Raw genomic sequence first — 20,081 nt, 5'->3', positions numbered from 1 at the left:
TTGAAAGATTGCTATTTTTGTGAATAGTAGAGTCTTGATTTTAATTATTTAGAAGTTTTTATATATGGAGGATAAGGGAGAAAGTAAATTCCGGAATGTGATGGAGCGTTATTGGTATGCCCTTTTTATCATTGCTGTCGCATTGGCTGCCGCCGTAATAGGTTTTATTTGTGAGGCATGGAAAATGCAGGAGGGATTTTTGTACGATTTGTTAACGTCTATTATAAGTACGACTATTGCATTTTTCTTGTTTACGTTAACCTATCAGTTACTTACGAAAAGAACCTCTGCCCAGAGTATAGTCGAAGAGATAAACCCTCTTTTGGATCGTCAGCAACAACGAGTGAAGGAAGAGTTTCGAAATGAGGTCGATGATAGTATTGTTAAATCGTTGGGCGCTGAATTGGATATTATTCAGAAGTATGATTCCAAAGAAGTGATTGATGTCGTGAATAATTGTAGCGAGCGATTGCTAGGCAGTCTTTTAGCGAAGAATATGCAGGGGGTATTTTCGTCTATCTTAAAGAACCCTTCATACAGAGACGATATGGTATATGATATTCAAATTATTCCTAATCGAAAAGACGAACTCTACGATGAGGCTGGACGGTACATGAGATGTAAAGATGCTAGATTTTGCATATCGCAATCTTTGCGTTATAAGAAATATTTGAAGAAAGGAACGGAGAATAAGTTGACCAAATTTTCATGCTTTTTTGCTTTTAATGAGAATCCTTTCTTCCAGAAAGAGCAAGGCGAGGTTTTCTTTTTGAGAGAAGAATTGTCGTGTCTTTCTTTTATTGAGTCGTTGAATGTTGAAAATGCAGTTTCTTTATTGAACTATTCGGTAGAATTTTATTTGGGAAATGTTCCAATTTGCGTAAGAGACATAGAAGTGGAGCTCGTGAAGTTGGAAAATTCGGCAACAATAGGTATCAAACTTACCTCTGATATTCCCGACAAAGTATTATGTATCGATGGAGAGTATGTGTATTTCGATGCTAAGATAAGATGTTCTTATCCTACATTACGACGGGAATTCTACTTTAAAGTGCCCGAGCTCACACGCCATGCCGATGTGTCTATTTCTTTACCTTCCTCTAAGGAAGAGCTTCATTTAGTAAGTTTTACCGATAATTATCGGATAGAGTCGTATGGACATAACAGATACTCGTTTAGGCACGGAGAAAACAATAATGAGATTTTATTACCCAATAATGGATTTACAGCCGTATGGTGATCAACTATGAGGAATATTTCGAGCAGGCGGGGTTGGTCGATATTCAAACTGCCATTCCCGATGTGGTCGTAGATTTGAAATACGCTACGGCCGATAATTTTATGGGTGAAATTTTATATCCCGATTTGAGAAAAGCCTATCTATTGCCTCATATGATTTCACGGCTGGCCCGGGTACATGCCCGGTTACAGGAGTTAAAGCCGGGATATAGGTTGGTGATTTACGATGCCGCCCGTCCGTTAAGCATACAGCGCAGAATGTTTGAGCGAGTGCGAGGTACACCGCAAGAGCAGTATGTGGCTAATCCTTACAATGAGGGAGGCTTCCATAATTACGGCATGGCTGTCGATTTATCGATACTCGGTAGCGATGGCGTCGCATTGGATATGGGCAGTCCGTATGATTTTTTTGGAGAAGAAGCGCATACGGTCGATGACGATTATTTATTGAAGACAGGTAGGATAAGCGAGGCGGCTTATCACAATCGACGATTTTTGTATGCAGTCATGCGAGAACAAGAGCTTTATCCGCTTCCTAATGAATGGTGGCATTATCAACATTATGTACAGGAGTCGGATAAGAAACGATTTAAAATATTGGATTTTTGATGATGTACAGACCTCAATTTTTATGCCCCGGCGATAGCGTTTCCATTGTTTCGCCTGCGAGTATTATCAATCCCGATTATGTGAAAGGGGCGACCGGCGTTTTGGAAAGTTGGTCGCTCGGTGTGACTGTTTCTTCTCACTGTCTGGATCATTCGGGCGTTTATTCGGGGACGATAGATGAACGAATGAACGATTTCCGCCATGCGTTGTACGATCCTGCTGTGAAGGCTGTCTTGTGCAGCCGTGGCGGATATGGGGCTGTTCATTTGTTGGACGGATTGACCGATGATATTGCTCGGAATCCGAAGTGGATTATCGGATTCAGCGACATATCGGCTTTGCATGCTCTCTGTGTGAGCCGTGGGGTGATGTCGTTGCATGCTCCCATGTGCAAGCATTTGACTACCGAGCCGGCGGATAATCGTTGTACGCACTATTTACGGCAAATTTTATTCGGAGAAATTCCCGAATACAAGGAAAATCCTCACCCTTTGAACCGTTGCGGTGAGGGACGGGGAATGTTGGTGGGTGGAAATATGGCGGTTTTGTGCGGATTGATTTTTACTCCGTATGATATATTTTTGCCTGGAACGGTTTTGTTTATAGAAGATATAGCCGAGCCTCCTTACAAAATAGAACGCATGCTTTATAACTTGAAACTGTCCGGTCGTTTGGCTTCGTTGTCGGGATTGATCGTGGGTAGGTTTACCGAGTATACCGAGAACGAAGGTCTGGGTGGTACATTGTATGAGTTGATTCGTAAAATGGTCGATGAGTATGATTATCCGGTATGTTTCGATTTTCCGGTGGGACATGTCTCGGATAATTTGCCGATGATCGAGGGGGCAGATGTCGTGTTTTCTGTCGGTGAGCGGTCGGTGGATTTATCTTTTTGTATAAAATAGCCGGGATATTTGCGAGTTTTTATCAGAATGTTTATTTTTGAGCATGATGAAAACAGTAAACCGTAAGGTCGGGTATTTAATTTTAATTGTCGGGTTGGTCGCTTGTTCTGCAAAGTCGGTGAAAAATAGCGAGGAAAAGGATACGGATAGCGTGTCGATAGAGGTTCCTTCTTTTGATACGGATAGTGCTTATGCTTATATCGAACGTCAAGTGCAGTTCGGTTTCAGAGTGCCCAACACTCCGGCACATTTGGCAACGGCCGATTATTTATCTTCCGAGTTGGCTCGGCATGGCGCTGTCGTAGAAGTGCAGCAAGGAACGGTTACGGCTTATGACGGGACAGAGCTTTCTATACGGAATATCATAGGTTCGTTTTCTCCTGAAAAGAAAAATCGCATTTTATTGTTCGCTCATTGGGATTCTCGTCCATACGCCGATAACGACCCGGATAAGAGTAAACATCGTCAGCCTATCGCCGGAGCCGACGACGGTGCGAGCGGAGTGGGCGTATTGCTTGAAATAGCTCGTCAGATAGGGAAGAGACAGCCCGACACGGGTGTCGATATAGCCTTTTTCGATGCCGAGGATTACGGTGTTCCCTATTGGAGCGAGTCGAGTGACGAAAACACATGGGCATTGGGCACACAGTATTGGACACGTCGGCCTCATAAGCCGGGATATCGGGCCCGATTCGGGATCTTACTCGATATGGTGGGCGGAGCCGGGGCACAATTTCGACGAGAGTTATTTTCGAAGTATTATGCTTCCGGAATTGTGGCGCAAGTATGGGATACGGCGAAGCGATTGGGGTACGGAAACTATTTTATCGAGGAGGACGGCGGATATGTTACCGATGACCATTTGTATGTAAACCGTTATGGAATACCCAGTATCGATATTATTCCATGTCATCGAGATACAGAGACGGGATTTCCTCCTTATTGGCATACGGTGGACGATACAATGAGAAATATAGATCGGTCGACGTTGAAAGCCGTAGGCCAGACCGTGTTGACGGTTCTTTATGAAGAATGATTGAAAAATGAATAATATGAAAAGTATCGACGAAATACAAGACGAGATTATAGAGGAGTTTTCGGTATTCGACGATTGGATGGACAAATATGCATTGCTGATCGATTTGGGCAATGCCCTTCCTCCTTTGGACGAGAAATATAAGACTTCCGAAAATTTAATCGAAGGTTGCCAGAGTCGGGTGTGGTTGCAGGCCGATTATAGAGAGGGTTCCGTTTATTTTGAAGCGGAGAGCGATGCGATTATCGTGAAGGGGATAGTTTCGTTGTTGGTACGGGTTTTATCCGGCCATACTCCCGATGAGATCTTGAATGCTCATCTTTATTTTATCGACAGAATAGGGTTGAACGAACATTTATCGCCGACTCGCTCGAACGGGCTTGTGGCTATGGTTAAACAAATGCGCATGTATGCTTTGGCTTTTAAAGTGAAAAACAATTAATTCATTTAATACTTAAAATCTGTTATTATGTTTAAAGGACATCCTAAGGGGTTGATAGCGGCAGCTCTTGCGAACATGGGCGAGCGTTTCGGCTACTACATTATGAATGCTGTATTGGTATTGTTTCTCTGCTCTAAATTCGGACTAAGCGAGGAGACATCGGGTACTATATATTCATTCTTTTATGCGGGTATTTATTTGTTGGCTTTGGTGGGAGGCGCTATCGCCGACCGTACCCAGAATTACAAAGGAACGATTCGAACCGGGCTGATAATCATGGCAACGGGTTATGTGCTGTTGTCTATTCCGATTTTAGCAACGAGTACGAATATAGCTTGGTTGCTTCCGCTTACCTGTTTTGCATTGTTTATGATAGCTTTTGGCAATGGTTTGTTTAAGGGAAATTTGCAAGCTATTGTGGGGCAGTTGTATGACGATTTTGAGGCAGAGGCTGCAAAACAAGGTCCTGAGGCTTTGAAGATTGCGAAAAGCAAACGGGATAGCGGATTCCAAATTTTTTATGTATTTATTAATGTGGGTGGTTTGATTGCTCCTTTTATTGCGCCCCTTTTGCGAGAATGGTGGTTGGGAGCGAACGGAATGGCCTATAATGCCCAACTTCCGGCACTTTGCCACGAGTTCATTAACAATGGAACCCAAATGAGTCAGGCTGCATTGGATAACCTTAATGCCCTTATGACGGCAGCGGGCGGTAACGTGGCAGAACTGACGAGTGCTTGTCAAAACTATCTTCAAATTTTTAACGAGGGTATTCACTATTCGTTTATAGCGTCGGTTGTCGCTATGGTTATCTCTTTGATAATTTTTGTCGCTTACCAGAGACGTTTTCCTACTCCGGGCAAAAAGACCAAAGTGGAGTCCCAATCGTATACCGCCGAGGAGAAACGGGCAATGGCCAAAGAAATCAAACAACGTATGGCTGCCTTGTTCGCCGTTTTGGGTATCGTTATTTTCTTTTGGTTCTCGTTCCACCAAAATGGTATGTCTCTTTCTTTCTTTGCACGCGATTTTGTAGATTCGAGCGCAGTCGCTCCGGAGATTTGGCAGGCAATCAATCCTTTCTTCGTTATTACGCTTACCCCTATTGTTATGGCTTTGTTCGCTTGGTTGAGCCGTCGGGGAAAAGAAATATCGACACCCCGTAAGATTGCTATCGGTATGTTTATCGCCGGATTGGCATTCTTATTCTTGGTGATCTATTCAGCATTAAAAGGTTATCCTTCTGCCGACGATTTCAAACTTCTCCCGGTCGCTGAGCAAATGTCTCAGAAAGCACATTGGTGGGTACTTATCGTAACTTACTTCTTCTTGACGGTAGCCGAGTTGTTCATCTCGCCTCTCGGTTTGTCGTTTGTATCCAAAGTGGCTCCCAAACATTTGTTGGGACTTTGTCAGGGTTTGTGGTTAGGAGCGACTGCATTGGGCAATTTGTTGTTGTGGATTGGTCCTCTTATGTACAACGCTTGGCCCATTTGGCAATGCTGGGCAGTGTTCTTTGCCGTATGTTTGATATCGATGGGTGTAATGTTAGGTATGCTTAAATGGTTGGAGAGAGTGGCCGAATGATATTATGATATAGTAAAAATAATGCCGGGTCAAAATTTTTTTGATCCGGCATTATTTTTTGTGAACATACAAGGCCAGCAATAACTACTATCAATTTCTGCTTTACTTTATTCGCTTTTTCGATTCCGATTTCAATCGTTAGGATATTACTTACGAAGTAGTATTTGGTCACCTAAAATAAAGTGAGTTGCCTTTCAAGCAGTTGAAAGGACATGCGATGGTAGGGTGTAGGTCCATATTGGCGTATGGCGGCACGATGGGCTTTTGTGGGATATCCTTTGTTTCGATTCCAATCATACATGGGATATTGTTCATGCAATCGGTTCATATAGTCGTCTCGATATGTTTTCGCTAAAATGGAGGCTGCGGCAATGGCTTCGTATTTACCGTCTCCTTTTACGACGCAAGTATGGGGAATGTCGGGGTATGGTTTGAATCGGTTACCGTCGATTAAAAGATGCTGCGGTTGCGGATTCAGTTGTTCGATAGCCCGGTGCATGGCCAGAAACGAAGCATTGAGAATATTGATGCGGTCGATTTCTTCGGGGGTGACGATACCGATGGCCCATGCTACGGCTTCTTGTTCGATAATGGGACGCAGCTCGTAACGTTGTTTTTCGGATAACTGCTTTGAATCGTTTAATAATTCGTTTCGAAAGTGCGGCGGTAATATTACGGCGGCTGCATATACCGAACCTGCCAGACAGCCTCGTCCTGCTTCGTCGCAGCCGGCTTCTGCCAACCCGCTTTTCATGTATGGTAAAAGCATATTATTTGCCGATTTGCCGGATAGCTCCTGTTTGCGGATAGAATGTCGCACAAGAAGGGGCTTTTTTATCGGTGAATATAGAAGGATCCAATCCGAATACGACACCGAATTGTGCGATTGGTAAATTCTCTTTGAAAAGCGTTTTTTTACCGTCGGAAAGTATTACTTCTGCTTTCCCCGGAATAGCATACGCTACGGCGTTTTTGGGCATTTTTTTTATGTTCCCTTTGTTATCGAGGGGTAGCTCTCCTTCTTCGGTGATTTTCAGAGATAAATATACGGGGGCTCCGCTGAGATTTTCCGGCTTTACGATTCCATATAAATCCGAAATACGGAAAACGATGTCGTTTGTAACTTCTTCAACGGGGATATAATCGAAATGTTTGATGATTGTCTCGGTTTGCGTTGTCCCCATGAACAATGCCGTGAGAGCAGCCTCCTGTTCATCGAGTTGTTGTATGATAAGTTTGAACGATTCTCCGTCGGCCGGTAATTCATCGACTTCACCGGTTACCAAATTGAGGCGGCTCTCTCGGATACGGTATAATTGTTTGGCTGCTACTTCGGCCATTTTTACCGTTGAAGCCGACATGAGTAGTTCTTCGGAGTAGACTTTCGCATATTCGTTGTTGTCTAACGGCGATTCCTGTTTTTGTTTCGGTGCAGTGGAGACGATCGAATCGATGACCGGTTCGGTGTTGATGGATAGCAGAAGTCCGTTTTCATCTAAGACGATATATCCATTACCGCCCGGTTTGAATTGCATCAGATATTGTTCTTCGGGATCGGGTACTCCATAGGGTGTAACTTTGACGGAAGATAACGCCCATTCTTCGGAGTCTTGTGTAATGGCTCCCGGTATTCCCAAATATTTTTCGGCATATTGGTAATAAGGGCCGGCTTTGCGTGTCGTTTTTGTGGCAATCACTTCTACATCGAGATGTGTTTGCGGGAGAGAGTATATAAGTCCGTACTCGTTATGCTTTTCGGCGGTGAGTCTTTTTGTTTCTTGGGCAAATCCGATGTTCGTCGTAAGGAACAGTCCGAGAGTTAGAATAAAATATTTCATTTGATTCTCTTGATGATGTTATGAAATAAAATAATACGAGTCAGAAGCGAATCTAAAAATATTCGGTTATACCGAAGGCTTCCTATTTTCGCATCTCTTGCAAAGATATAAAATGTTTTGACATTCTATCATACCTGATAGGATTTTATCTGCTTGAAAGCCAGTCCGAGGTGATTGATAATATCGCTGGCTGTAATGTATTCTTCTCCCGACTCCCGGGCAGCTATGTCTCCGGCAACTCCGTGGAGGTACACGCCTATGATGGCGGCATCTTCGGGGGGGTATCCCTGTGCCAGTAAAGAGCCGATTATCCCTGTGAGCACGTCTCCACTGCCGGCTGTCGCCATTCCGGGATTCCCGGTCGAGTTGAAGTGTATGGTTCCGTCGGACAAAGCTATGGCGGTATTCGCCCCTTTCAAGACGACGATTATATCGTATTTCGTGGCTACGTGTGTGATACATTTCAGTCGAGAAGCATCGTCGGTCATGGGGCCGAACATGCGTTCGAGTTCGTGAATGTGCGGTGTGAGTATGGTATGGGACGGCAGATATCTTAAAAGGCTTTGTTCATGGGCAATGCAGTTCAAGGCATCGGCATCGAGCACGAGTGGCTGGCGTATTTCTTTGACTAAATGCATGAGCGCCGATACGGACGTTTCGTTACACCCCATTCCCGGTCCGATTGCAATTGCCGAGTAACGGGGGTGGACAGGAATTTCTTCGATATGGTTCTCTCCTTTGTCGGGAGAGAAAATCGCTTCGGGTACAGCTGTTTGCAGAATGAGATTGGCACATCGAGGCGAGTGTACCGAGACTAATCCGACTCCACTGTGTAACGCTGCTTTTGCCGATAATACGGCGGCGCCCATCATGGCGTATTGCCCGGCAGCCAATAACAGATGTCCGTAATCCCGTTTATCCGAAAACTTGGGTCGGGAATGTCGTATGTTACGAGCTATATCTTCTGCTGTCGTTAGGTAATAACAAGTTTCGGTTTCGGCGATGACGCGAGGGTGAAGGTGTATATCGAGTATTTTGGTTTCCCCTGTAAATTTTGCGTTTTCAGCGAAAAAGAAAGCCAATTTGGGCATTTGGAATGAGAGGGTTAACCGAGCTTTGACAATACGGTCTTCTGAGGCTTCGGGATTCCATTCGCCGAATAACCCGGACGGAATGTCGATGGAAATGACAAAAGCCCCCGATTCATTGATGTAGCGTACCAAAGATGCGAATCCTCCTGTCAAGGGTTCTTTCAACCCGGCCCCGAAGAGGCCGTCTATCACGCAGTCGCCGGAATTGACAACCGGCGGTGTGAATTGGTTGGTTATTTCAAAGAAATCGTTATGACCGGTTCTCCTCAGTCGTTCTCGATTCTGTTCACAATCTGCCGATAAACGATGGTTGGGCATTGTGTTGAAAAGATATACGACGGGTTTATATCCCCGGTCAATTAACAATCGGGCGGTGGCTAATGCATCTCCTCCATTGTTTCCCGGTCCGGCGAAAATATAGATACGTTGGGAAGGAGAAATCGTATTACATATTTCGGAAGTGAGAGCTTCGGCTGCTCGTTCCATTAAATCGATGGAAGATACCGGTTCATATTCTATGGTTAATCGATCGAGTAGTTTGGTTGACTGGGTCGTAAATATTTTCATCTCAATGGAGTCTTTTGATAAGGTCAAATATAGCGAAAGGTGAGTGCAAAGGCAAGCGGAAATTATATTTCCGACTTGACTTGTCGAACCGCATCTTATTTGCAAATATAGTGAGAAAAAAGGAAATGGTGTATTTTGCCGGGTCGAATGATGATCGGGGGGCGATTCTGTAAAAATATAGATTATCGTTTCCAAGTTTTTACGATTTATTATACCTTTGCGAAACATTCAGTATAACACCAATGAACACAAAAATTCAGATTAAAGACCGTTTTTTCACTCCGTATATTTCACGGGACGAAATAGCGGCGGCAGTGGGACGTATCGCTTCGAAAATGAATCAAGACCTGGCCGGTAAGAATCCACTTTTTTTATGTGTGTTGAACGGCGCATTTGTTTTTGCAGCCGATCTTTTTCGTGAAATGACTATCGATTCCGAAATATCGTTTATCCGAATGAAGTCATACGAGGGTATGCACTCGACCGGAGAGGTGAAGCAAATATATGGGTTACAGCAAGATATCACCGGTCGTACGGTAGTTGTGGTAGAAGACATTGTCGATACGGGTTTTACCATTCAACAGTTATTGCAGCAATTGAATTCTCATAATCCGAAAGAGATAAAGGTCGCCACGTTACTGTTTAAACCCGATTCCTTGAAATGTGATGTGAAGCCCGATTATGTAGCTCTTGAAATACCTCCTGCTTTTATAGTAGGGTATGGTCTCGATTACGATGAGCAGGGGCGTAATTTAAAGGATATTTATGTGGTATCGGAATAAGAAATAAGAGGTTTAATAGGTTAATATAAGGTAAAATGTTGAATGTAGTTATTTTTGGCGCTCCGGGTTCGGGAAAGGGAACTCAGAGCGAGAGAATCATCGAAGAATATGGGCTGTTTCATATTTCTACGGGAGATGTATTGCGTGAACAGATAGCCCGGGGTACTGAATTGGGAAAAACCGCCGATTCGTATATTTCTAAGGGGCAGTTGATTCCTGACGAGTTGATGGTGAATATTTTGGCGCATGTGCTCGATTCTCATGAGGAATCCAAGAAAGGGGTTATATTCGACGGTTTCCCTCGGACTATCGCTCAGGCCGAGGCCTTGACTCGGATGCTTGCCGAACGCAATGCCCAAGTAGATGTTGTCTTGGGGCTTGAAGTGGAGGAGAAAGAATTGATCGACCGTTTGTTGAAGCGGGGACAAGTATCGGGCCGTAGCGATGACAACTTGGAAACAATACAAAAGCGGCTCGATGTGTATCACAATCAGACAAAACCGTTGAAGGATTTTTATCAAAAAGAGAAAAAATATCGCGCTATACAGGGTATGGGTAGTGTCGATGATATTTTCAAATCTATTAAGTCGGTTATATCGGAATTATAATTTCTTGAAAGACCGATAAGATAAGAGCAAAGGGGTACAATTTTGTACCCCTTTGCTCTTGTTTTTTAATCATAGAAGACTCATAACGGCTATATTTTTTAGGAGCTATCTCTAAAAATCATATTTTTGCAACAGTTTTTCTATTGCAGAATAGAGATAAAGACATATTAAAGGCGTTTACAGACGTAATCTTCTACACGAAAATTCTCGCAAAATTTATCAATAAGGAAGATGGCGAAAGTGTAGGCGCCCACATGTGTGTAGTACATGCGTGAAAACGGTGTTGTATACATACAGCGTGGGTAGCTGCTTGGCTTGTTTCTTGTTGAGGGCAATGCGAGAAGCCAGCGTGTGGAATGAGCGATTGTCAGCTTCCCGCGTTTTTTAATGAGTCTTTGTTTTTGTGTTGTATTATGCTATACACAGGGGTGCTTGTATAGTTGTAAGATGCCTATGAAACCCATAGGAGAGCTTATCAAAGAAGAAAAGCTATAATAGATAGCATAAGGGGAATTAAAAAAGGGGAGGTTCATACCTCCCCTTTTCGGATAATCGCTAAAAGATTTATTATTTTACGATTTTGAAAGTTTTTATCGTGTCGCCCGATACGATACGAATAATATAGAGTCCGTTAGATTCGACATGAAGAGTCGCTGTTCCTTGTGCATGACTAATGCTGTTGATAAGGTTTCCAGTAGCATTAAACAGTTCGACCGTACAATCGGTTAAGTTTCCTAATACGACATTGAGCGTACCGTTGTTATTTGTAACAAAGCAGTCGTTACTTTCTATCTGGTCTACGCCGCTTTCGATTTTACCGACGAAGTGAAGGACGATTTTCTGATTCAAAGAACCTTCGGCATTTTTTACTATTCCGGCCGGTATGGTGACGTAATAGTCTACACCGTCTTCCATAGGAATGGGTTGTGGACCTTCCTGATATTCGTCGGCAGGGAATACATTTACTTTTTTACCACTGGCGAATGCCATCCAACCGCCTGCGTTTTCTACCGGTTCTCCGTATAGCTCTTGTCCTTTAACTACTTTTACCGAAGGAAATTGTTCTACAAGAGAGGCATTCTCGGGGAAAGTGATTTCAATAGTCCCGATCGATTCCATTTCGGCGTCGTTGGCCGGGTTGGTACTTTCTTGTAGGAAAATACCTGTATTTGATTCGATGATATTGTCGAATTGGTATCCCCACTCAGAGGATTCGTAGGCCGATTTAAATCCTTTCGGAACATAGACTTTCACTTGTGAGGCATCGATACCATTGAAAGGGTGGTCATAACCTTCGTAATAGTTCAGTGTGGCCGGTTCCGCTCCTAAACAATGTATTTCGGTAAGCGCAGTGCACCCATTGAAGGCATACGACTCAATGGTGCGAATCCCAGAGGGAATCGTTAACGATTGAAGTTTTGTAGATTGAGCGAATGTACCCTCATATACGTTTGTCATGTTTTCAGGGAGAACGACTGTTGTCAGCTGGGTTTTTGCAAAAGCCTGATTACCGAATAATACCAAAGATTCGGGAAAATTGATTTCGGTGAGAGAGGATTCGGAGAATGCGTTATCATCGAAAGCTCGCATCCCTTCGGGTACGATTACTTTTTGAAGAGTGGTATGAGCGAATGCTCCTTCTCCTACACCCAAGCAACCGTCGGCAATCGTGTATTCTGTGGCTGTCGCATTTAGAGGATACGCCAAGAGAATATTTCCCTCTGCCGAATACAAAACTCCGTTTATGGCTTGACAAGCGGTATTTCCGGTTTCTACTTCAAAAGCTGTGACACCGACATTCGAGAAAGCGGCATTTCCTATTTCGGTTACCCCAACAGGAATTCTTACAGACGAGAGCATTACATCGTTGAGGAAGGCATATTGTCCGATTGTTTTAAGACTTGCCGGAAGATTGATTTCCGTGAGTTTTGCACATTCGCGGAAAGCTCCTTCGTTCAGCGTTTCAACCCCTTCGCCCAATGTTACTTTGGATAAGTTCGGACAGAGTTGGAAGGCGTTGTTGCCGATTGTTTTACAACTTCCCGGAATCGTTATTTCGGCCATACCGGCTTTGTAAAAAGCACCGTTGCCGATAGATGTAAAATCGCTGGCGAAAGTAATGCTCGTCAATCCTTCGTCGCTGGCAAAACAGCTTTGAGGAATTTCAGTTACTCCGGCGGGAATGGCAAGGCTTTTCAGTTTACGGTTCGATGCCAAGGAGTATTCTCCTAATTTTGTAATGTTTTCCGACAAAACGATTTCTTCCAAATCATCGTTGTAATAGATGGCGTTGTTTTTTAGCTCGGTAACGGTATTGGGAAGTTCTATTTTCAGGATGCCCGATGTCCACCGAAAAGCGTACTCCTCGACCGAAGTGACGGTATAGTTTTTCCCCGCATTTTCGACCGTGGAAGGAATAATTACTTCGGTAAGTTTTACCTCACCGGGTTCATAATTTTCGTTTAATCCCGAGACACCTACCGAATTTTCTCCGGTTACGGTGTACTTAATTCTGTTCACTTCGAAAGTAGTAGCTTCTTCTGCTTTTGAAGTGAACCCGCAAAATGCCGCTATTGCGACAAAAAGAGTAACAATTTTCTTCATAATAATTCAAATTATCTAATAAGTATGCCGCAAAGATAATAATATTAATACAATCTGAAACTATTTTCGAACCCGGATAGTGAAAAAGTTCAAAAATAGAAATATTTATTATTCTTATAGAGCCGCGTATTATCGATGTTAACTATTTTATAATCTGTAAAAATCGATTCCCGCTATATTTCATTCCGTTTGGCTTGGGATTTTATAATTTCACTTATTATAGCTATTTTTGCAATATGTGTCCACTTAGGGTTGTTTGCATAATAACTATTTTTGTATCGTTTAATCCAAAAGAAAAATAATAAATCAATTATGGCAGAGTCGAATTTTGTAGACTACGTGAAAATACTTTGTCGTTCGGGTAAGGGCGGAGCCGGTGCTATGCATTTGTACCGGGCCAAATATGTACCTAAGGGTGGTCCTGACGGCGGTGACGGCGGTCGGGGAGGAAATGTTTATTTACGAGCCAATCGTAATTTGTGGACTCTGTTGCATCTGAAATACTCTCGTCACGTACTTGCCGGTAACGGTTCACCCGGCGGGGCGAACAGAAGTTTCGGTAAAGACGGTGAAGATAAGACCATAGAGGTTCCTTGTGGTACGGCGGTTTTCGATGCCAATACGGGTGAGTTTTTGTGTGAGGTTACACAAGACGGTGAGGAAGTAGTTCTTTTGAAAGGCGGCCGTGGCGGTTTGGGAAACTGGCATTTCAAATCGGCGACCAATCAGACCCCAAGATATGCCCAGCCCGGAGAACCGGCCGTGGAGCGCACTGTTATTTTGGAGTTGAAATTGCTTGCCGATATAGGATTGGTGGGATTTCCCAATGCGGGTAAATCGACATTGTTATCTACGATTTCAGCGGCTCGTCCTAAAATAGCCGATTATCCTTTTACTACTCTCGAACCGAATTTGGGTATCGTATCCTATCGAGATAATCGGTCGTTTGTCATGGCCGATATACCCGGAATTATAGAGGGAGCGAGCGAAGGAAAGGGGCTTGGATTGCGTTTCCTCAGGCATGTGGAACGCAATGCCGTATTGTTGTTTATGGTTCCAGCGGATACCGATAGTATTCGTAAAGAATATGATGTTTTGCTTCGCGAACTTACCGCTTTCAATCCCGATTTGCAGGATAAACAGCGGGTGCTTGCCGTGACCAAGTGCGATATGCTCGACGACGAGTTGATCGAGGCGATGAAGGACGATTTGCCTGATGTGCCTGTCGTATTTATCTCATCGGTGACGGGACAGGGTATTACCGAGTTGAAAGATGTGTTGTGGCGTGAGTTGAACGATGAGGAAAATCGCGTGATGACACTGACCCATCGTAATCTCGATGAGCGCCATCGGGTCGAGGAGGAAGATAACTTTGATACAGGTTTGGAACGTGACGAAAGTGGCGACGAGTCGGGCGACGATAATTTCGAGGAAGAAGACTGGTAATGGTTTTACACGAGAATAAGGATTGCAGGTGGTATTCGTTTCCTTCGTTCGATGCACTGCCGGGAGTCGTTACGTTCGTTACGACACGTAACGGAGTCGTTCACGGTGATGTGTATTCTACGGATAATATGGGTGAATACACCGGGGATAATCCCGATAGAGTTATCGCAAATCGACAGAGGATCTGTCGCTCGTTAGGTATCGATACGTTGATTTCTCCGCGCCAAATTCACGGAACGAAAGTTCTGTCTGTAACCGACGAGTTCATTCGGTTGTCTAAACCAGAACAAACAGCTTGTTTAGACGGTGTCGATGCTGTGATGACCGATTGTCCGAGCGTAGCGATAGCTGTGTCGACGGCCGATTGTGTCCCCGTTTTGCTTTACGATGCCGTTCATAGGGCTTGTGCTGCTGTTCATGCCGGGTGGCGAGGCATGGCCGGACATATCGTTCGACGGTCGATCGATGAGATGGTTAATATGTATGGTACGGTTCCGTCTGATCTGTATGTTGCGGTGGGGCCGTCGATCGGCCCCGACAATTTCGAAGTGGGCGATGAGGTGGTACAAACGTTTGACTCGGAGGGTTTCGATGTAAATCGTATAGCGCATCGTTATCCGTCGGGGCGTTTTCATATCGATTTGTGGGCGGCTGCTGTGGAGGAGTTGACGGCTTGTGGCGTCGATTTGTCCCGTATCGAAGTTGCGGGTATTTGTACACGAGCCCATGATTGGGAGTTTTTTTCGGCTCGCAGCTTGGGATTTCATTCCGGGCGTTTTTTGACGGGTATATATATTTGTCCATAAAAAAGGTTCTTGGAGAGAAAATCCAAGAACCTTGTCGACCGTGTTCATTTCGTTTAGACGGTCTGTTCCCCTTTTTTTGTGCTGTCAGTCTCAGCCGGGGTTATGTCAGAGAACCCAATCGGACGGCGTACATTGTTTTTTTACTTCTTTTGGTACGGAGGGGAAGAAGGTGAACCCGGTTTGTTGTTCTATATATTCTACCGATTTGCAATATTCTGTACTGAATGTTTGGGGATAGTCGTTGCGATGTTCCAACCAGAAACCAATGGCTTTCAGCTCGTCGGAGCCACATTGACCGACGGCTTTTCCCGAGTTCCCGGAACGAGTGCGCAATACCACTTTAAAATAGTGGGTAGGTACGGGACAGATTTTAGAAGCGGGATCGGCGTTGTTTCCATAATATCCGTCGTAAGTAGTCGTATATCCATTTCCAAAGTAACAACCGGTCACTACGTATAAAGTGTCTTGGCACATATTTTCTCGAATTTTCCCTTCGAGAGAAGCCCAAATCCCGCCGTTGAAATCTCCGTTTTGGGGTGTCATATTCGAGGCATAGAATGTTTGGCTGTTCAGTTCGTCGGTTGCCGTACGGTCGGCCGAAGGTATTTGATGCCCGCGTGAATAGTCTTTATAATAGCAGAATGTTTCTCCATAAACTTTGGCCTGATATAACATTTCGATGAGAGGGTCTGCCGCCCAAGCCTCGGTTCTTCCGCTGTTTCCCCGATAACATGAATGGAGCGGGTAGGCAACCCACAAAGCGGCGTGTTTCTCTTTATCGAACAGCATAGTATAGTTCCGCACCCTTTGACTGCCGAGCGTGCCGTAGTGAGTGATGACGTAGTCATCGTTTTCGTATGCAGGCAATTCTGCCAACGGATAAACGGTGTTATCGAAAACGATGATTTGCTCCGAGGGTTCTCCGTCGGTCAATCTTATGTCGTCTATGCGCATTTGTGTGGCGCCTGTGGCGGTGAGTCTGATACTAAGTGTGCCGGAACTGTTTTGAAGGGAAAACATGCTTGTCGTCAAAGCCCAACTGTTCGTCAGATTTCTGGAATAGTCTATTTCTACCCATGAAGTCCCGTTTCCTATTTCGACCTTCAAGTCGTCGTAATCGAATATCTTGTTTTCTGAACTACCGAATTGCAGGATAAAATCTTTTTCCTGAGCGATGTTAATGTTGTTTATGGAAACGAAGCTGCCGGCTTTGTTGAAGTAGATGTTGTTTTTTCCCGATGCGTAAGGGCGGTAGTCGGCAGGTGGGGCGTAATCCGATGTCCAGTCGCTTCTGACCGATACGCTCATTTGGTCGTATGTCTCGGCTCCGCTACCGGTTCCGTTCGCATTTTTCCAGCCGTCGAATTGGTCGAGATAAGGCCAGTATGTGTTTTTGACTGCGATCTCTTTGTCGAAATCGTTGTTATATATAATCGTCCGGTCGGGAGTGACGACAGCCGTGGCTCTCGATATGGACACTTCTTTGGAAATCGTTTTTTCTCCATTTGCGGGAATCGTCGAAATCGTGAGTTTACAAGTCTTTCCTTCGGGAGCCTCGGTAATGGATATGGAGGTATCTTCGCTTGTTCCTTCGGTTCTGTTTATTTTCAGTTCCGAATTATCCACTGTTGCTTTCCAGTTCGTATTTGTACTGACAGTTATGATATTCTTCGACGCGTCGGTTTCGTCGAAAGTGAGTGCATGAGGCGAAACGTTTAAATAGATTTCATCGGGAGTCGTTTCGGGAAGTACGGGTTCTTCCTGTTTTCCTTCTTCACAAGAATAGAGAGCCGTAAGAACCAACAAGGCATAGGCGAATGTCTTTTTCATAGATAAAAATATTATTTATGATTTGGAAACAAAAGTAACTTGGAAGAGGAGATGCAAAAGAGCAATGCGTCAAATTTTGAAGTCAAAGCGTCAAAATCATATAGGTAAAATGATAAGGAACGATTTCTTATTATTTACCCGAATGTCTATTGTTTAATGCGTAAAAATCTTATAATCAGAATCGTTGTCGTCGAAATTCCGATGGGGTCACTCCTTCCTTTTTGCGGAAAAAGGTCGAGAATTGTCCCACGCATTCGAAATTCAGTTCAAATGCGATTTCTGCAATGGAGAGATTGGACGAGGACAGTAATTCTTTGGCACGAGCCAGTTTCAGTTGTTGCTGGTATTGTCCGGGAGAAATTCCGCTATACCGTTTAAATTCCCGGCGAAATAGAGAATATCCTACACCTAATCGGGCTGCAATGGTTTCGGGAGACAAATTCCCGGTTTGTTCTTCCTTCATCATGATTCTGGCTCTGTTGATGATGTCGATCATGTGATCGTCGTTAAACGAGCGATTCAAATCTTTGTAGTACACACTTCCTAACAAATGTAAGACGATGCTCGATACGATTTGTTGAAATCCTGCTTTCTCGCGTTCGGCCTTGTCCATGATTTCGTGATAAAGGTCTATGATTTTATCGTCTGTTCCTATTTTGAACAGACAGTGCGACGGGGTGAAGAAGCCGCTTTTTACCCGATTGTCGATGTGGAATCCTCTGAACCCTACCCAATGTTCGTCCCAGCCGGTTCGGGCATCGGGGTAATATTTGTGCCATTCTCCCGGGAAGAGCAACAGCATGGTTCCGGCTTCTATGTGTGTCTTCGGACAGGACCGGCTGGAAAAATAGCCTTCTCCTCTCGTAATGTAAACCAATTGATATTCGTTGAGGGTGCGTTTGCCTTCGTTCTTGAAATTGTAGTTATCCGGGTGTTTCGACAACGGGTAGGCATGATTAGGCGAAACATATTGGTAACCTACCGTCGTAATGACGATACCCCATTCTTCGTCCCGAGCATTTACTCTCAGATATTTTAAAGCATCCGATTTTTTCTCTTCCATATTCATAGTAGCCCAAATATAGGATTTCTTTTCGGAATATCAAAATAGAAAGTTTTTGTATCAAAAACATCAGTCAAATCTATTTCTCCGATTCTATTTTTGCTTCGTAAATTATAAAATATCTTGTTTTTACATGAAAGACACTGCATGTATAGCCATAGATTTGGGAGCTACGAGCGGTCGTGTCATTTTGGCAAAAATGAAACACGGAAGGTTGGAGACGGAAATTCTCAACCGATTTCCCAATGTGATTAAAGAGATTGACGGACGTTGTTACTGGGATATTTATTCTCTGTTCGATTCTATCAAAGAAGGTCTGAACATGGCGGCTTCCCGACGGATTGCAATCGATTCTATCGGAGTCGACACATGGGGCGTCGATTTTGTCTGTGTTCGGCCCGACGGTTCGTTCGTTTCGTTGCCCCGTGCATATCGCGACCCATATACCGAGGGCGTTCCCGAACAATATTTCCGACATATTCCCCGGGAAGAGGTCTATCGTTTGACCGGTATACAGTTTATGAATTTCAATTCGCTGTTCCAACTTTATGCGATGCGTCTCGAAGGCAGTATCGATATAGACGGAGTACGCAGCATTTTGTTTATGCCGGATGCCATCTCTTATCTGCTCACCGGAAAAGAGGTGTGTGAATATACTATATTGTCGACCTCCCAATTGATGAATCCCGAAACTTGCCGGATAGAAGAACGGTTGTTGGAACCTTTACATATTCCGGTAGAAAAATTTCCTCCGGTCGTTATGCCGGGCCGGATAATCGGGAACTTGCGGGCCGATGTAGCGGCCGAAATCGGATTGTCCGCTATTCCCGTTGTAGCTGTTGCCGGTCACGATACGGCATCGGCGGTGGCGGCCGTGCCGGCATCGGGAAGGAATTTCGCTTATCTCAGCTCCGGCACTTGGTCGTTGATGGGCATAGAATCGGAAAAGCCGATTGTCACCGACGAGGCTTATCGAATGAATTTCACGAACGAGGGCGGTATCGACGGGACTACCCGTTTTCTGAAAAATATCACCGGATTGTGGCTTTTGGAACAGTGCCTGAAAGCGTGGAAAAATAAATCGGGTGTGACTTATTCCTATCCGCAAATCGTGGAAATGGGACAGTCCGTTGCCACGAACGAGAGTTATGTCGATCCCGATGATGCGACCTTTTCCAATCCCGTTTCCATGCCGGAGGCTATTGCGGATTATTGCAAGTCTCATCACATGGCCGTACCGCGAACGCATGCCGAGTATGTGCGGTGCATATTCGAGAGTCTTGCTTTGAAGTATCGCTTTGTTTTGACCCGCTTGCAGACGGTGGCATCTTTTCCCATCGAATGTCTGCATATTATCGGCGGCGGTTCGCAAAACGATTTGTTGAACCGTTTTACGGCAAATGCTATCGGACTTCCTGTGATTGCCGGGCCTTCCGAGGCGACGGCTTTGGGTAATGTGTTGGTACAGTTGCGGGCTTTGGGCGTGGTAGCCGATCGGGATTCCATGCGTCGATTGGCTGCCGGAGCGGTCTCGTTACAGCGTTATGAACCGTGCGATACCGAACTGTGGAACGAGAAATACGTGATTTTCAAGAAGAAATGTAATTTATTATAAATAGAAAGGAGAA

Annotated in this window: 17 protein-coding genes; 11 read left to right on the top strand and 6 right to left on the bottom strand. The window is 44.5% G+C overall.

The genetic code is table 11. The features are described from left to right. Positions 1-64: 64 nt before the first annotated feature. The 6 genes from HMPREF9448_RS04625 to HMPREF9448_RS04600 are packed head-to-tail and all read left to right on the top strand — an operon-like array spanning position 65 to position 5,818. Positions 65-1,240, top strand: a complete 1,176-nt coding sequence (locus HMPREF9448_RS04625; protein ID WP_008861436.1) for a hypothetical protein — start codon at positions 65-67, stop codon at positions 1,238-1,240. Continuing rightward, positions 1,234-1,848, top strand: coding sequence for a M15 family metallopeptidase (locus HMPREF9448_RS04620; RefSeq protein ID WP_008861435.1), 615 nt, complete (start codon positions 1,234-1,236; stop codon positions 1,846-1,848). The genes HMPREF9448_RS04625 and HMPREF9448_RS04620 overlap by 7 nt, the downstream gene beginning before the upstream one ends. Beyond that, entirely contained in the window at positions 1,848-2,753 is a 906-nt protein-coding gene (locus HMPREF9448_RS04615) for a S66 peptidase family protein (protein ID WP_008861434.1), read from the top strand. Before HMPREF9448_RS04620 ends, HMPREF9448_RS04615 begins: the two co-directional genes overlap by 1 nt. Positions 2,754-2,799: 46 nt before the next feature. After that, positions 2,800-3,789, top strand: a complete 990-nt coding sequence (locus HMPREF9448_RS04610) for a M28 family peptidase (RefSeq protein ID WP_008861433.1) — start codon at positions 2,800-2,802, stop codon at positions 3,787-3,789. Positions 3,790-3,805: 16 nt separating this feature from the next. Then, complete coding sequence (locus HMPREF9448_RS04605) at positions 3,806-4,231, top strand: SufE family protein (protein WP_008861432.1); 426 nt, start codon at positions 3,806-3,808, stop codon at positions 4,229-4,231. A 27-nt stretch (positions 4,232-4,258) separates the two neighbouring features. Continuing rightward, complete coding sequence (locus tag HMPREF9448_RS04600) at positions 4,259-5,818, top strand: peptide MFS transporter (RefSeq protein WP_008861431.1); 1,560 nt, start codon at positions 4,259-4,261, stop codon at positions 5,816-5,818. 172 nt (positions 5,819-5,990) lie between these two features. Here HMPREF9448_RS04600 and HMPREF9448_RS04595 read toward each other — a convergent pair whose 3' ends face one another. From HMPREF9448_RS04595 to HMPREF9448_RS04585, 3 genes are all read right to left on the bottom strand, one after another. Further along, positions 5,991-6,587, bottom strand: a complete 597-nt coding sequence (locus tag HMPREF9448_RS04595; protein WP_040295880.1) for a ribonuclease HII — start codon at positions 6,585-6,587, stop codon at positions 5,991-5,993. A gap of 1 nt (position 6,588) precedes the next feature. Next, on the bottom strand, positions 6,589-7,656 hold the full coding sequence (locus HMPREF9448_RS04590; protein ID WP_008861429.1) for a DUF4831 family protein: 1,068 nt from the start codon (positions 7,654-7,656) through the stop codon (positions 6,589-6,591). Between the two features lie 128 nt (positions 7,657-7,784). Beyond that, positions 7,785-9,314: a bifunctional ADP-dependent NAD(P)H-hydrate dehydratase/NAD(P)H-hydrate epimerase gene (locus HMPREF9448_RS04585; RefSeq protein ID WP_008861428.1), complete on the bottom strand. Its 1,530-nt coding sequence runs from the start codon at positions 9,312-9,314 to the stop codon at positions 7,785-7,787. A gap of 242 nt (positions 9,315-9,556) precedes the next feature. Here HMPREF9448_RS04585 and hpt point away from each other — a divergent pair, with 242 nt between their 5' ends. Then, positions 9,557-10,096, top strand: coding sequence for a hypoxanthine phosphoribosyltransferase (gene hpt, locus HMPREF9448_RS04580; protein WP_008861427.1), 540 nt, complete (start codon positions 9,557-9,559; stop codon positions 10,094-10,096). Positions 10,097-10,131: 35 nt separating this feature from the next. Further along, on the top strand, positions 10,132-10,704 hold the full coding sequence (locus HMPREF9448_RS04575; RefSeq protein WP_008861426.1) for an adenylate kinase: 573 nt from the start codon (positions 10,132-10,134) through the stop codon (positions 10,702-10,704). Positions 10,705-11,271: 567 nt separating this feature from the next. Here HMPREF9448_RS04575 and HMPREF9448_RS04570 read toward each other — a convergent pair. Beyond that, a complete protein-coding gene (locus HMPREF9448_RS04570; protein WP_008861425.1) occupies positions 11,272-13,308 on the bottom strand; it encodes a leucine-rich repeat domain-containing protein in 2,037 nt (678 codons plus the stop codon). A 312-nt stretch (positions 13,309-13,620) separates the two neighbouring features. Between HMPREF9448_RS04570 and obgE the strand changes: the two genes are divergently transcribed. Both obgE and pgeF read left to right on the top strand, forming a co-directional pair. Continuing rightward, positions 13,621-14,754: a GTPase ObgE gene (gene obgE, locus HMPREF9448_RS04565; protein ID WP_008861424.1), complete on the top strand. Its 1,134-nt coding sequence runs from the start codon at positions 13,621-13,623 to the stop codon at positions 14,752-14,754. Beyond that, complete coding sequence (gene pgeF / locus HMPREF9448_RS04560) at positions 14,754-15,560, top strand: peptidoglycan editing factor PgeF (protein ID WP_008861423.1); 807 nt, start codon at positions 14,754-14,756, stop codon at positions 15,558-15,560. The genes obgE and pgeF overlap by 1 nt, the downstream gene beginning before the upstream one ends. Positions 15,561-15,665: 105 nt before the next feature. On the opposite strand, the gene HMPREF9448_RS14135 is transcribed toward pgeF, so the two are convergent. Beyond that, positions 15,666-17,390: a DNA/RNA non-specific endonuclease gene (locus HMPREF9448_RS14135; protein ID WP_008861422.1), complete on the bottom strand. Its 1,725-nt coding sequence runs from the start codon at positions 17,388-17,390 to the stop codon at positions 15,666-15,668. Positions 17,391-17,565: 175 nt separating this feature from the next. Continuing rightward, positions 17,566-18,453, bottom strand: a complete 888-nt coding sequence (locus tag HMPREF9448_RS04550) for an AraC family transcriptional regulator (RefSeq protein ID WP_040295978.1) — start codon at positions 18,451-18,453, stop codon at positions 17,566-17,568. 133 nt (positions 18,454-18,586) lie between these two features. On the opposite strand from HMPREF9448_RS04550, the gene HMPREF9448_RS04545 reads away from it, so the two are divergent. After that, complete coding sequence (locus HMPREF9448_RS04545) at positions 18,587-20,068, top strand: rhamnulokinase (protein ID WP_008861420.1); 1,482 nt, start codon at positions 18,587-18,589, stop codon at positions 20,066-20,068. The last annotated feature ends 13 nt before the right edge of the window (positions 20,069-20,081 follow it).

It is taken from the genome of Barnesiella intestinihominis YIT 11860 (genome assembly GCF_000296465.1).
GTDB lineage: Bacteria > Bacteroidota > Bacteroidia > Bacteroidales > Barnesiellaceae > Barnesiella > Barnesiella intestinihominis.
The sequence above is the reverse complement of the archived record's forward strand: the minus strand, read 5'-3'. Positions and strand labels throughout refer to the sequence as shown.